The 13,904-nt window shown below is 61.5% G+C and carries 11 protein-coding genes; all 11 read right to left on the bottom strand.

Annotated elements, in window-relative coordinates:
• Nucleotides 1-111 precede the first annotated feature (111 nt).
• The 11 genes from BM70_RS0127715 to BM70_RS0127665 all read right to left on the bottom strand — a co-directional run bounded on the left by BM70_RS0127715 (nucleotide 112) and on the right by BM70_RS0127665 (nucleotide 13,854).
• Nucleotides 112-909 (bottom strand): transporter substrate-binding domain-containing protein, encoded by a 798-nt coding sequence (locus tag BM70_RS0127715; RefSeq protein WP_025859037.1) that lies wholly within the window; start codon nucleotides 907-909, stop codon nucleotides 112-114.
• Between the two features lie 220 nt (nucleotides 910-1,129).
• Nucleotides 1,130-1,930 (bottom strand): transporter substrate-binding domain-containing protein, encoded by an 801-nt coding sequence (locus BM70_RS0127710; protein WP_025859036.1) that lies wholly within the window; start codon nucleotides 1,928-1,930, stop codon nucleotides 1,130-1,132.
• A 195-nt stretch (nucleotides 1,931-2,125) separates the two neighbouring features.
• Nucleotides 2,126-4,696 carry a glucans biosynthesis glucosyltransferase MdoH gene (gene mdoH / locus BM70_RS0127705; protein ID WP_025859035.1) on the bottom strand — a complete coding sequence of 857 codons (2,571 nt, stop codon included), beginning with the start codon at nucleotides 4,694-4,696 and terminating at the stop codon, nucleotides 2,126-2,128.
• A complete protein-coding gene (locus BM70_RS0127700; protein WP_025859034.1) occupies nucleotides 4,689-6,425 on the bottom strand; it encodes a glucan biosynthesis protein G in 1,737 nt (578 codons plus the stop codon). Before BM70_RS0127700 ends, mdoH begins: the two co-directional genes overlap by 8 nt.
• Nucleotides 6,426-6,692: 267 nt before the next feature.
• A complete protein-coding gene (gene dtd, locus BM70_RS0127695) occupies nucleotides 6,693-7,130 on the bottom strand; it encodes a D-aminoacyl-tRNA deacylase (RefSeq protein WP_025859033.1) in 438 nt (145 codons plus the stop codon).
• A complete protein-coding gene (gene pip / locus BM70_RS0127690) occupies nucleotides 7,127-8,098 on the bottom strand; it encodes a prolyl aminopeptidase (protein WP_025859032.1) in 972 nt (323 codons plus the stop codon). Before pip ends, dtd begins: the two co-directional genes overlap by 4 nt.
• A gap of 103 nt (nucleotides 8,099-8,201) precedes the next feature.
• Nucleotides 8,202-9,131, bottom strand: coding sequence for an alpha/beta hydrolase (locus BM70_RS0127685; RefSeq protein ID WP_043274396.1), 930 nt, complete (start codon nucleotides 9,129-9,131; stop codon nucleotides 8,202-8,204).
• Between the two features lie 153 nt (nucleotides 9,132-9,284).
• Nucleotides 9,285-10,220 (bottom strand): choline ABC transporter substrate-binding protein, encoded by a 936-nt coding sequence (locus BM70_RS0127680; RefSeq protein WP_025859030.1) that lies wholly within the window; start codon nucleotides 10,218-10,220, stop codon nucleotides 9,285-9,287.
• Between the two features lie 190 nt (nucleotides 10,221-10,410).
• Nucleotides 10,411-11,211, bottom strand: a complete 801-nt coding sequence (hutG, locus tag BM70_RS0127675) for an N-formylglutamate deformylase (protein ID WP_025859029.1) — start codon at nucleotides 11,209-11,211, stop codon at nucleotides 10,411-10,413.
• Nucleotides 11,212-11,223: 12 nt separating this feature from the next.
• Nucleotides 11,224-12,429 (bottom strand): imidazolonepropionase, encoded by a 1,206-nt coding sequence (gene hutI / locus BM70_RS0127670; RefSeq protein ID WP_025859028.1) that lies wholly within the window; start codon nucleotides 12,427-12,429, stop codon nucleotides 11,224-11,226.
• A 15-nt stretch (nucleotides 12,430-12,444) separates the two neighbouring features.
• Nucleotides 12,445-13,854 carry an amino acid permease gene (locus tag BM70_RS0127665; RefSeq protein ID WP_025859027.1) on the bottom strand — a complete coding sequence of 470 codons (1,410 nt, stop codon included), beginning with the start codon at nucleotides 13,852-13,854 and terminating at the stop codon, nucleotides 12,445-12,447.
• Nucleotides 13,855-13,904 lie beyond the last annotated feature (50 nt).

Genomic DNA, 13,904 nt, shown 5'->3' with positions numbered 1-13,904 from the left:
CGAAGCCGCCCTAAGACCAGACGCCGCGGTGTTTCAGAAAGACCGAGGTGTATGGATTTGGGGCGGCTTCGCCACCCAGCGCGGGGCAAGCCCGCTCACTACAAACCAGCCTTATTCCATGTCCTTGAGCCACTCGGAGCTCTTGAACCACTTGTCATGGATGCGATCGTAGGTGCCGTCGTTGCGGATCTGGTGCAGGAAGTTGTTGATGAAGTTGATGCTGTCGTAGTCGCCTTTCTTCAGGCCAAACGCCAGGGCTTCGAAGGTGAAGGGTTCTTCCAGGAACACCAGCTTGCCGTTGCCGACTTTCTTCTCGGCAACCACGTTGTACGGCGCGTCATACACAAAGGCATCGGCCTTGCCGTTGACCACGTCCAGCACGCCTTCCTGTTCGTTGTCGTAACCGTGGTACTTGGCTTTGGAGATCAGCTTCTTGGCGACCATCTCACCCGTGGTGCCCAGCTTGGAGGTCAGGCGGTACTTCTCGTCGTTCAGGTCTTTGTAGGACTTGATGGTGCCTTCCAGCTCCTTGCGGATCAGCAGGGTCTGGCCGACCACAATGAAGGGTTCGCTGAAGTTCAGGCGCAGGTTGCGTTCCTGGGTCAGGGTCATGCCGCTGCCGATCATGTCGAACTTGCCGGTCAGGAAGGCCGGGATGATGCCGTCGTAGCCAGTGGACACCAGTTCCAGCTTGACGCCCATGGACTTGGCCATGGCCTTGAGGATGTCGACTTCGAAACCGATGATCTCACCGCGCTTGTCTGTCATTTCGAACGGCATGTAGGTCGGGTCCATGCCGACTTTCAGCGTGCCGCGCTTGACCGCATCATCGATAGCACCCGCCTGGGCAGCATTGGCCGCGACCAGCGCGGTGACGCCAAGCAGCAGCATCGAAAGATACTTTTTCATCATCAAGTCCCCTGAACGATTCTTATGAGGTCGGCGCGCAAAAAGGGCTGCACCATTTCGGGGTGCGATCCTAACCCACTCGTCTCCCGTCACAAAGGTTTCACGGCTATTTGTTATCGGCGTATGTCGGAAAAGCCCCACAACGGTGCAGCAAAGCGCAGCGGTAGACACTCAGGCACACGATGCCGGCAACGGATTGATGTGTAAGCAGTTATGACTTTCAGTCGATTTCAACCAACCAGGCGGTGTCTTTAAACCACTTGTCGTGCAGGCGATCGTAGGTCCCGTCCTGGGCCACTTGATTGAGGAAATGGTTGATCCAGTTGAGGCTGTCGAAATCACCTTTTTTCACGCCGAACGCCAGGGGTTCGAAGGTAAAGGGCTGCTCAAGCGCCAGCAGCACACTGTTTTCCGGGCGACTCAGGGCGATGAGGTTGTAGGGAGCATCATGAATAAAGGCATCGGCCCTGCCCTGCAGCACTTGGCGAACCCCTTCCTCCGGCGTTGCAAAGCTACTGATCCGGGCCGCGCCTAAAAACCGTCGGGCAGCCGCCTCGCCCGTGGTGCCTTCGGTAGTGGCAATCCGGTAGCTGGCGTCATCGAGGTCCTCGACACTGGTGACCTTACCCAAGAGCCTTGGGTGCAGCAGTACCGACTGGCCGACGACGATGAACGAATCGCTGAAGTTCAGCTTGAGATTGCGCTCCTGGGTGACGGTCATGCCGCTGCCGATCAGGTCGAACTTTTTGGCCAGCAATCCTGCCACCAACTCGGTGTAGGGCACGGCGACCAATTCAAGTTCTACCCCCAAGGCTTGGCTCATGACCTTGAGCAAGTCGATTTCAAAACCGACGATGCGCCCCTGTTTATCAGTCATCTCGAAAGGCACATAGGTGGGCGTGGTGCCGACTTTAAGCACGCCGCGCCGCACCGCGTCGTCAATCGCGCCGGCCTGTGCCAGGCCCATGTGAATCAATGCGACAGCGCTTATCAGCAGCGCAGAACAATAGCCTTTGCTCATGAATACCCCGAAGGCAGGTTGAATTCGGGGCGATGCTAACTCAGCCACGGGCACGGCAATACGCCTTGGGCGAAGGTCTTTTGTTTCGAAATAGTTTATGAAAAACAGTAAGTTAGCGCAGGAAGGACGTAGCAGGAAACGCTGTAGGACCAGCGCTTCGAACGCCCCCGAGACGAGCCCTCGGGGGCGTCTGAATCAGGCCGGTTGAGCCTGGGACGACAGCGGTTGCAGGGGCAGCAACGGCGCGTGCGGGTCAGCCTTGATCGAATCCCGCCAGGCGGCGAGCCACTCGGCATGGCCTTCGCTCCAGACCTGCTCGTGCAGGCGGGCCAGGGCGACCGGGTCACTGAGCAAGGCCAGGCGTTCACCGTTGTTGAGGCCGGCAGGGCCGACTTTCAACGCGTGGCGTACACGTTCGGCACGCAGGTATTCGATCGGTTCGGCCTGGGCGTGACGCGAGGTTGCCAGGGCGCACGCCAAAGCGTTCTGCTGCGGGTCGACCACCGAACGCACGAAGCCGTCATTCAGCGCGTGCCAACGGTTTTCGTGGGTGTACTTGTCGGTGGACAGCAGCGCTTGCGGCGGATTGTATTCCTCAGGGATCAGGAACAGGCTCTCGTCGCGGGACTTGAGGCCCAGCCCGACACGGCTGGAAATCACCGACACCGGGATCGACAGCATCAGCGAACCCACGATCGGCACCAGCCACCACAGGAAGCTCGGGTTCAACCACACCACCAGCAGCGCCCACAGGAAGCCCAGCACGGTTTGCGGGCCGTGGCGCTTGACTGCTTCGCTCCATGGGGTGGAGTCGTCGTCACGCTGCGGCGAGTTCCATGTAGCGGCCCAGCCCAGGAACGCGGCGAGCACGAAACGGGTGTGGAAGATCATCCTCACCGGCGCCAGCAGCATGGAGAACAGCATCTCCAGCAGCATCGACAAAGTCACCTTGAACTTGCCGCCGAACTCTTTTGCGCCCTTGGCCCAGATCAGGATGATGCTCAGCAGTTTCGGCAGGAACAGCAGCACGATGGTGGTGGAGAACAGCGCCACCGCCTTGTCCGGATGCCATTGTGGCCACAGTGGGTACAACTGGCGTGGCGCCATGAAGTACTGCGGCTCCATCAGCGTGTTCACCGCCAGCAAGGCCGTGGACAGCACCAGGAACAGGAACCACAACGGCGCCGACAGGTAGGACATCACACCGGTCAGGAACACTGCGCGGTGCACCGGGTGCATGCCCTTGACCAGGAACAGGCGGAAGTTCATCAGGTTACCGTGGCACCAGCGACGGTCACGCTTGAGTTCGTCCAGCAGGTTCGGCGGCAGTTCTTCGTAGCTGCCCGGCAGGTCGTAGGCAATCCACACACCCCAGCCGGCACGGCGCATCAGCGCTGCTTCAACGAAGTCGTGGGACAGAATGGAACCGGCGAACGCACCTTTGCCCGGCAATGGCGCGAGGGCGCAGTGCTCGATGAACGGCTTCATGCGGATGATCGCGTTGTGACCCCAGTAGTGGGATTCACCCAACTGCCAGAAGTGCAGGCCGGCAGTGAACAGCGGGCCGTACACACGGGTCGCGAACTGCTGCATGCGCGCATACAGGGTGTCCATGCCCGACGCACGCGGCGCGGTCTGGATAATCCCGGCATCCGGCGTCGCTTCCATCAGGCGCACCAGGCTGGTCAGGCATTCGCCGCTCATCACACTGTCCGCGTCGAGCACGACCATGTATTTATAGTCACCGCCCCAACGACGGCAGAAGTCGTCGAGGTTGCCGCTCTTGCGCTTTACGCGACGGCGACGACGGCGATAGAAAATCTTGCCGAAACCACCGGCTTCGCGGCACACGTCGAGCCAGGCTTGCTGTTCGGCGATGCAGATGTCGGCTTCATTACTGTCGCTGAGCACGAAGAAGTCGAAGCGATCCAGGTCGCCGGTGGCAGCGACCGACTCGAACGTCGCACGCAGGCCGGCAAACACCCGGGGCACGTCTTCGTTGCAGATCGGCATCACCAGCGCGGTACGGGCGTCTTTGGGAATCGGCTCGTCGCCGGCACTTTTACCGGAGATGCGGTATTTATCGTGGCCGGTGAGCAGTTCCAGGAAGCCCATCAACGCGGTCCAGAAACCCGCCGACACCCAGCAGAACAAGATCCCGAACATGATCAGGATGCTGGTCTGCAGGGCGTAAGGCAGCACCTGGGTAGCGGTTTGCAGCAGGGTCTGGTTGCGGATTTCGTCGAAGTCGACCAGCGACCAGCCCTGGTACGGCATGATGCCTTTCATGTACCAGCCGGCGACGATGGTCTGGCCGAGCATCAGCACCAGCAGGATGTAACGGCGGATCGAGCCGACGGTACGCCAGCGGGCGGCTGGCAGTACGCGCTCATCCTTCGGCGGGGCCGGCGGGTTGCTGCGGCCGGTGATACGGCGCCAGCCGCGCACCAGGATATTGGTACGCCACGGCTCCGGTACCACGCGGGTACGACGAATCGGCGGCGTGGCCTTGAGGCACACGCGGCCCTCGGCGTCGAGCGCCAGCATTTCGGCGTCTCGCAGCTCTTCGGCCGTGTTGAGGGTCAACCGCGTGCCAACCGACGCCTGGGCGGCGTCGAGGGGCGCGTCGAACGTCTTGGACGACAAGCGCTCGTGCAACTCGGTGAAGGATGTGCAGCCCGCCAGTTCGGCGCGCTGCTCAGCGGTCATCGGTAGATGCGCCAGGTACTCGGACAGAGTCTCGGGCGTTACTTGAGAATTACTCATCGGCAGGCAACTGATAGCTCCAGGTTTCGGTCAGGACTTGCTCGGTCTTGATCGGCTCCGGTGTGGCTGGGGCAGCTTCTGGCTGCTTGGCTTCCTTGTCTTTCGCGTCTTTCTTGACCTGTTTCTCGTGTTGCTTGGCCAGGACCTTGTCGGCCTTGAGCACGTGGCTCGAGTCCTGCTCGGGGGCTGGCGGCGGAACGTCCTGCACCAGCGCAGCGCGCATTTCGGTCGGCTTGCCTGCGTCCTTGATCTTCATGCGCAGGGTCAGGCGCCAGCCTTTGGTGTGCTCGTTGTAGCGCACGCTGTTTTCAACCAGTTCGGCATTGTCGCCGACACTCACCTGGCTGCGAACTGGCGCGTCCGAAGGCAACGCCTTGAGCGACGGGCCCTCGAAGTCCACCAGGTAGGCCACGCTGCCGTCAGGCTGGCGGATCAGGTTGGATTGCTTCACGTCACCGGTGGAGCGCAGGGTCTGCTTGACCCAGGCGCTGTCGGTCGGGTGCAGCGATTTTTCGTCCATGGTCCAGTGCAGGCGGTAGGACACATCCAGCGGCTTGCCGACTTCCGGCAGCTCCGCAGGGCTCCAGAACGCCACGATGTTGTCATTGGTTTCATCGGCGGTCGGAATCTCGACCAGGTTGACGGTGCCTTTGCCCCAGTCGCCCTCAGGCTCGATCCAGGCGCTTGGGCGCTTGTCGTAGTTGTCGTCCAGGTCTTCGTAGTGGCTGAAGTCGCGGCCGCGTTGCAGCAGGCCGAAACCTTTCGGGTTCTCTACGGTGAAGTTGCTGACCGACAGGTGTTTAGGGTTGTTCAGCGGGCGCCAGATCCACTCGCCATTGCCGGCATGGATCGACAGGCCGCTGGAATCGTGCAGTTCACGACGGTAGTTGAGCACCTTGGACGGCTGGTTCGCGCCGAACAGGTACATGCTGGTCAACGGGGCAACGCCCAGCTTGCTGACCTTGTCGCGCAGGAACATCTGGGATTTCACATCGACAATGGTGTCGGTGCCCGGACGCAGGATCAGGCGGTAAGCCCCGGTAGCGCGTGGCGAGTCCAGCAGGGCAAAGATCACCAGTTGTTTCTCACCCGGCTTCGGACGCTCGATCCAGAATTCGGTGAAACGCGGGAACTCTTCGCCGGACGGCAACGCGGTGTCGATCGCCATGCCACGGGCGGACAGGCCATACGCCTGGCCCTTGCCGACCACGCGGAAGTAGCTGGCGCCCAGCATGGTCATGATTTCGTCTTGCTTGTCGGCCTTGTTGATCGGGTACAGCACACGGAAGCCGGCATAACCCAGCTGTTCGGTGGCTTTAGGATCAAACTTCACGTCGCCGAAATCGAAGCGCGTGGGGTCGTACTTGATTTCCTGGACGCTGTCGGCGGTGACTTCGTTGATTTTCACCGGTGTATCGAAGTGCATACCCTGGTGATAGAAGGACAGCTTGAACGGGGTGTTCTGATCGGCCCACTCGGCTTTTTCGTTGCGGAAACGAATCTTCTGGTAGTCCGCGAACTTCATTTCGCGGAATTCGTTCGGCAGATTGCTGCGCGGAGCTTCGTATTTCTGCCCGGCCAGCTCTTTTGCCTTGGCCGACACATCATCCAGACTGAATGCCCACAGTTGACCCGCGCCGAACAGGCAAAACAGGGCGGAGCCCGTCACCAGTGCGTTTCGTAACCGTTTGGCAGACAATTTTGGTGCATTACAGGGACTAACAATCACGAGCAACCCTCGCCGAAAACAGATCAAAAAACCAACGGCCAGCTATCTATATGCCAGGTTGGCGAGCATTGTTCCGACTCCCCTGGGGCAAAATGATTCCCCATTGGCTATCGGACAAGGCTCTACCTAAGTCAAAAATGGACCAAACAACGCTGATCCCCGTAGCGCGCGATTATCTAGTAGCCCGCGAGACAACGCATCAGGGATAACGAAGTATTTGTAGCGAAACCCTGCGTTTTTAGGCATTAAAAGTCGTTTTTAATACATTCACGTCTGTAAGAGGAAGGTGACAGGGCCATCATTGACCAAATGCACCTGCATATCGGCGCCAAAACGCCCTGACGCCACCTTGCCATGCAATTGTTGCGCTTGTAACAGCAAATGATCGAAAAGCGCCGCTCCCAGGGCCGGCGGGGCCGCCGTGGAGAAGCTCGGTCGCAGCCCGCTCCTGGTATCCGCCGCCAGGGTGAACTGCGACACCAGCAACAAACCGCCGCCGATGTCCTTGAGCGACAGGTTCATCTTGCCTTCGTCATCGCTGAACACCCGGTAGTTCAGCAGCTTGTGCAGCAGTTTATCGGCACTCTCCGGAGTATCCGAAGGCTCGACAGCTACCAGCACCAGCAAACCCTGGTCGATGGCCCCGACGATTTCGCCCACCACCTCGACCCGGGCGCCTCGCACCCGTTGCAACAGGCCCTTCATGCTTCTTCAGGCGGCAGGTCGAGCAAGCGGCGTGCCATTTGGCTGGTCGCACGCACCAAGGCATCGGTGATGCCAGGTTCGGACGCCGCATGGCCGGCCTCGCGAATCACCTGCAGCTCACTGTTGGGCCACGCCTGGTGCAACTCCCAGGCGTTATCCAATGGGCAGATCATATCGTAGCGCCCGTGAATGATTACGCCAGGCAGATGGGCGATCTTGTGCATATCGCGGATCAGTTGGTTGGGCTCCAGGAACGAGTTGTTGGTGAAGTAGTGGCACTCGATACGCGCGATGGATAGCGCGCGTTGCGGCTCGGAAAAGCGCTCCACATGCTGCGGGCTCGGGCACAGGCCCAGCATGCGCCCTTCCCAGCCGGACCAGGCCTTGGCGGCGTGCATCTGGGCGATCTGGTCGTTACCGGTGAGGCGCTTGTGGTAGGCCGCGATCATGTCGTGACGCTCTTCCGGTGGGATAGGCGCGATGTAATCCTGCCAGTAGTCCGGGAACAGACGGCTCGCACCCTCCTGGTAAAACCAATGGATGTCCTGCGGGCGGGCGAGGAAAATGCCGCGCACGATCAGGCCGTGCACACGCTCCGGATGGGTCTGCGCGTAGGCCAGGGCCAGGGTCGAGCCCCAGGAGCCGCCGAACAGCACCCATTTGTCGATACCCAAGTGTTCGCGGATACGCTCAAGGTCGGCGACCAGATCCCAGGTGGTGTTGTTTTCCAGGCTGGCGCGAGGGGTGGAGCGCCCGCAGCCACGCTGGTCGAAGGTGACGATGCGGTACAGGTTCGGGTCGAAATAGCAGCGGCTCTGCGCATCACAACCGGCACCAGGGCCACCATGGATGAATACGACGGGCAAGCCTTCGGGGGAGCCACTTTCATCGACGTACAGCGTGTGAGTGTCATCGACTGCCAGATCGTGCCGGGCGTAGGGTTTGATCTGCGGGTACCAAGTCTGCATTGCGCGCTCCGTAGGGGTTCGGGTTCATCCCTGGGGGGACGTCTTTTATTTTGCCGTCTGGCACTATAAACCCGAATTGTGCAATGAGCATGTCCTTGAGCGCTTAGACCTGTGTCAGCCCTTCGCTCCCCAGGTAATCCAGCAGGTCATCGTAAAGCCGGTCCACCTCCGGCACTTGCCGCCGCGCGCGCAGGCAACCGTGCACCAGGCCTTTGCCGGGGTACAACACGCTGGCCACGCCCGCCGCTTGCAGGCGTTCGGCATACAGCCTGCCGTCGTCGCGCAGCGGGTCGAACTGGGCGACGGCGATGAAGGCCTTGGGCAAACCACTGAAATCCGCGGCTAACAGCGGCATGGCATAGGGTGATGGCTTGCCGCTGCCCCGCAAGTACAGCGCCAGGTAGCAGTCGGTATCGGCGCTGCTGAGCAACGGCGCGTCCATGCACTCGCGCCGCGACGGCAGGTCGGATGGGCCACCCAACCCCGGATAGATCAATACCTGGGCCCGCGGCAACGGCTGCCCATCGTCCCGCAAGCCCAGGCACAACGCCGCGGCCAGGTTGCCGCCCGCGCTGTCGCCAATCACCACCAGACGTTGCAGGTTGATCGCATAAGGCCCCTGCCCGGCCTGGATCGCGTGCCATACGGCGCGGCAATCCTCATACGCGGCGGGGAATGGGTGCTCAGGTGCCAGCCGGTAATCGATGGCGATCACCAGTACCTGCAAGGCAATGGCCAGCTCGAAGCAGATGAAGTCGTGGGAGTCCAGCCCGCCGACCACCCAGCCGCCGCCGTGCATATAAAGGAGGCACGGCCAGCCGTCAGGAGGCGTAGGCGCGGTGGGCAGATAACTGCGCACACACACGCCCGCCAGGGTGAAGTCCTCGACCTGCAAGCCTTCGGGTTGCGGCGGGGTGAATGCACGGCACATGCGGTCATAGCCTGTGCGTAGCCCAGCCAGCGACGAATCGTCACTGGCGAAGGATTCGGTCTTGGTGACGAAGGCGGCGAGCTGAGGAGAAATCGGGTACATGCGCAAATATCCCTGACGCTGGAGATCAAGTGTGGGAGCTGGCTTGCCTGCGAAAGCGGTGTGCCTGCCAACTAGTCAATGCCTGACACACCGCCATCGCGGGCAAGCCCGGCTCCCACATTTGCCCGTGTTGCCTGGTGTGGAAGGTTCGGCTCAAAGCTCCAGGCTGGCTTGCACAGCCGCCACACCATCGCTGCCATCAAACGCCTGAACCCCAGCCAGCCAGCGCTGCAGATCCTCGGGATGATCGCGCAGCCATTGCTTGGCGACGTCCTGCGGCGACTGGCGCTCCATGATCGGCACCATCAGCTGGCTTTCCTGTGCAGCGGTGAAGGTGAGGTTTTCCAGCAGACGGTGGGCATTGGGGCAGCGCTCGGCGAAGTCCGGCGCGGTGACGGTGGAAACGGTGGCGCGGCCTTCGTCGGGGCCGAACACATCTTCACTGCCGGTGAGGTAGGCCATCTTCATGTTGATGTTCATCGGGTGCGGCGTCCAGCCGACAAACACCACGAATTCCTTGCGATTCACCGCACGCTGCACCGCCGCCAGCATCCCCGCTTCGCCGGAGGCCACCAGCTTGAAGCCACCGAGGCCGAAGTGGTTGGTGTCGATCATTTTCTGGATATCGGTATTGGCGCCACTGCCGGGTTCGATCCCATAGATCTTGCCGCCCAGTTTGTCCTTGAAGCGGGCGATATCGGCGAAGGTCTTCAAGCCGGCGTCGGCCACGTATTGCGGCACGGCCAAGGTGGCCTGGGCGTCGGACAGGCTCGGGGTGTCGAACACTTTGACCTGCTTGGCCGCCAGAAACGGCGCGATGTTGTTGTCCATCGCCGGTTTCCAGTAGCCGAGGAAGATGTCCAGGCGTTTGTCGCGGATGCCGGCAAAGATGATCTGCTGCACGGCGCTGGTCTGTTTGCTGTCATAACCCAGGCCATTGAGCAGCACGTCGGCCATGCCGGAGGTGGCGACAACGTCAGTCCAGCTGACGACGCCCATGCGGATGTTTTTGCAGGAGGCCGGTTCGGCGGCCATGGCGTGTGCACTGAACAGTGCGGCGCCGATAAGGCTCAACAAGGTTTTTTGCATGGGGGGTGGTCTCACTTGGCTGTTGTTATTCCACAACCTTAGCCAGTGGAGCCTGAGTCAACACGAACTGGGGCGACGGCCAGTTGCACTGGGGCGACTGTGCGGCCGTCATCGCGGGCAAGCCCGCTCCCACATTTTGACCGTGTGAACCCGATTCAATGTGGGAGCTGGCTTGCCTGCGATAGCTATTTCAGCCGTAACGCTGTTGCCCCCAGGCTAACAACCCGTCAAGCAATTGCTTGAGCACCAACCGCGTCGGCTCGGCCAGGTCCGGGCGATAGCGGAACGGCTCAACCTCTTCCATGTAAGTGCTCTGGCACAACTCCAGCTGCACGGCGTGGATATCCTGCGCCGGGTCACCGTAATGCCGGGTGATGTGGCCACCCTTGAAGCGCCCGTTGAGTACATGGGTGTACTGAGGATGCCTGGCGCAGATGGCCTCCAACTGGCTGGCCAGCTCTGGATCACAGGCGGCGCCGTTGAAGGTGCCGAGATTGAAGTCCGGCAACTTGCCTTCGAACAGGTGCGGGATCACCGAGCGGATCGAGTGCGCATCAAACAACAGTGCATAGCCGAACTCAGCCTTGAGCCGCGCCAGCTCTTCTTGCAGGGTTCGGTGATACGGGCCCCAGATTTTTTGCAGATAGGTCACGCGCTCTTCTTCAGACGGCTCATGCCCTTCACGGAACAAGGGCACGCCCTCGAACAGCGTCGCCGGGTACAGGCCGGTGGTGGCGCCGGCATACAACGGTTTGTCGTCGGATGGCCGGTTCAAGTCGATCACAAACCGCGAATATTCGGCCGACAAGGTGCTGGCACCCAGTGCCTCGGCAAAGTCATACAGCGCAGGAATGTGCCAGTCGGTGTCCGGCAGGCTTTGCGCCTCGGGGATCAGCCCAGCCTTGACGGCGGGCGTGAGGTGCAGACCGGCGTGGGGCATGCTGATCAGCAGCGGCACCCGACCTTGTTTGAAGTTCAGAACCTTATCCACAAGCAGTACTCCTCAAACAGTGACGTCGACGCCATGACGCACGACGCGTTTATCCAATTCGCCGCCCAGCCAATAGGCCAGGTCGGCGGGACGATCGATCTGCCAGGCGACAAAATCCGCGACCTTGCCCACTTCCAGGGAGCCGTGGGTGTCACCCATGCCCAACGCAGTGGCGGCATGTTGCGTGGCACCGGCGAGGGCTTCTTCCGGGGTCATGCGGAACAGCGTGCAGGCCATGTTGAGCATCAGGCGCACCGACAGGGCCGGCGAGGTGCCGGGGTTGAGGTCACTGGCGATGGCGATCTTCACACCGTGCTTGCGCAGGGCGTCCATCGGCGGCAACTGGGTTTCGCGCAGGAAGTAGAAAGCGCCCGGCAGCAAGACCGCGACGGTGCCGGCGGCGGCCATGGCGATGGCGTCGTCTTCGGTCATGAATTCCAGGTGGTCCGCCGACAGCGCGTGGTAACGCGCGGCCAGGCTGGAGCCGTGCAGCGACGAGAGTTGCTCGGCGTGCAACTTCACCGGCAGGCTCAGCTGCTGGGCGACTTTGAATACGCGTTCCACCTGTTCGGTGGAGAACGCCAGGTATTCGCAGAACGCATCCACCGCGTCCACCAGCCCTTCCGCCGCCAGGGCCGGCAGCATCTCGGCGCAGATGTGCTCGATGTAGTCGTCGGCGCGGTCCTTGTACTCCGGCGGTAGCGCATGGGCCGCCAGGCAGGTGGCACGCACGCTGACCGGCAGCGCTTCGCCGAGGCGACGGGCCACCCGCAGCATCTTGCGTTCGTTGACCAGGTCCAGCCCGTAGCCGGACTTGATCTCGACCGTGGTCACGCCGTCGCGCAGCAGACTGCGCAGGCGCTTGTGGGCGCTGGCAAACAGTTCATCTTCCGTGGCAGCACGGGTAGCGCGCACGGTGCTGGCAATACCGCCGCCCTTGGCCGCGATCTCGGCGTAGCTGACGCCTTCGAGACGCTGCTCGAATTCGCCGCTGCGGTTGCCGCCGAACACCGTGTGGGTGTGGCAGTCGATCAGCCCGGGGGTGACCCACGCGCCTTGCAGGTCATGCACCTGGGCGTAATCCGCCGTCGGTACCTGGCTGCGGGGGCCGATCCACTCGATGAGCGAACCGGCGGTCACCATGGCGGCATCCTCGATGATCGAGTATTTGCCCTGTGCCATGGTTGCGACGTGGCAGTGTTGCCAAAGCGTTTTCATCAACGCCTCCCTAGATTAACGATGAGACAAAGCCGGGTCGTAGTGGACCTTGGCCGCTTGGCCGGCAGCGGGCTTGACCCACAGCAGGTAGGCAACGACCAGCAGCACGATCCACACGGCACCGACCAGCAAAGCGGCCTGGGTGTCCGGGAAGTAACCCAGCACACCAAACACGAACAGCATGAAGACGATGGCGGCCGCTGGCGCATAGGGCCAGAACGGCACGGGGAATTTCAGCTCGGCGACCTGCTCCTTGGTCATCGAGCGACGCATGGCGACCTGGGTAAACAGGATCATCAACCACACCCATACGGTGGCGAAGGTGGCAATCGAGGCGATCAGCAGGAACACGTTTTCCGGGATCAGGTAATTGAGCACCACACCGCCCAGCAGCGCCGCGCCCATCACTACCACGGTCATCCACGGCACGCCGTGCCTGGACAACTGCGCGAAGCCCTTGGGCGCCTGCCCTTGCTGGGCCAGGCCGTACATCATGCGGCCGGCGCCGAAGATGTCACTGTTGATGGCCGAGACGGCCGCCGAGATCACCACGATGTTGAGGATGGTCGCTGCCGAGCCTATCCCGAGGTTGCTGAAGATCTGCACGAACGGGCTGCCCTGGCTGCCGATCTGCGGCCACGGGTAGATGGCCATCAGCACGAACAGGGTCAGCACGTAGAACAACAGGATACGCAGCGGCACCGCGTTGATCGCCTTGGGGATCACACGCTGCGGGTCCTTGGCTTCGCCGGCGGTGATGCCGATGATTTCGATGCCGCCAAAGGCAAACATCACCACCGCGAACGAGGCAATCAGGCCGCCGATGCCATGGGGCATGAAGCCGCCGTGAGCCCACAGGTTGCTGAGGCCGCTGGCCTGGGTGTCACCGGCCGAATGGATGCCGAACAGCATGATGCCGAAACCGCCGAGGATCATTGCGACGATGGCGCCGACCTTGAGCAGCGACAGCCAGAACTCCATTTCGCCAAACACTTTGACGTTGCACAGGTTCAGGCCGCCGATCAGAAACACAATGCCGAGTACCCAGACCCAACGGGCGACTTCGGGAAACCAGAAGCCCATGTAGATGCCGAAGGCAGTGACGTCGGCCAGGCAGACGATGATCATCTCAAAGGCGTAGGTCCAGCCGAGGATAAACCCGGCCATGGGGCCCAGGTAGGTGCTGGCATACTGGCCGAAAGAGCCGGCGACCGGGTTGTGCACGGCCATTTCGCCGAGGGCGCGCATCACCATGAACACGGCGGCGCCGCCAATCAGGTAGGCCAGGAGTACAGCGGGGCCGGCCATCTGGATAGCCGAGGCAGAGCCATAGAACAGCCCGGTGCCGATCGCGGAACCGAGTGCCATGAAGCGAATATGTCGGGCGCTTAGCCCGCGTTTCAATCCTTTCTCTTGCTGGTGCATTTCTCTTCCCTAATTATTCTTATCCTGAGAAAAATCCGAACGGCTGCGTG

Source organism: Pseudomonas sp. CHM02 (genome assembly GCF_000612585.1).
GTDB lineage: Bacteria > Pseudomonadota > Gammaproteobacteria > Pseudomonadales > Pseudomonadaceae > Aquipseudomonas.
Note: the sequence above shows the minus strand (reverse complement) of the source record. Positions and strands in the feature narration are given on the sequence as shown.

Coding starts and splice junctions, on each gene's coding strand:
- BM70_RS0127710 (WP_025859036.1), bottom strand. CDS start 1,930: ATGAGCAAAGGCTATTGTTCTGCGCTGCTGATAAGCGCTGTCGCATTG.
- BM70_RS0127685 (WP_043274396.1), bottom strand. CDS start 9,131: ATGTACCCGATTTCTCCTCAGCTCGCCGCCTTCGTCACCAAGACCGAA.
- BM70_RS0127680 (WP_025859030.1), bottom strand. CDS start 10,220: ATGCAAAAAACCTTGTTGAGCCTTATCGGCGCCGCACTGTTCAGTGCA.
- BM70_RS0127715 (WP_025859037.1), bottom strand. CDS start 909: ATGAAAAAGTATCTTTCGATGCTGCTGCTTGGCGTCACCGCGCTGGTC.
- BM70_RS0127665 (WP_025859027.1), bottom strand. CDS start 13,854: ATGCACCAGCAAGAGAAAGGATTGAAACGCGGGCTAAGCGCCCGACAT.
- dtd (WP_025859033.1), bottom strand. CDS start 7,130: ATGAAGGGCCTGTTGCAACGGGTGCGAGGCGCCCGGGTCGAGGTGGTG.
- hutI (WP_025859028.1), bottom strand. CDS start 12,429: ATGAAAACGCTTTGGCAACACTGCCACGTCGCAACCATGGCACAGGGC.
- pip (WP_025859032.1), bottom strand. CDS start 8,098: ATGCAGACTTGGTACCCGCAGATCAAACCCTACGCCCGGCACGATCTG.
- mdoH (WP_025859035.1), bottom strand. CDS start 4,696: ATGAGTAATTCTCAAGTAACGCCCGAGACTCTGTCCGAGTACCTGGCG.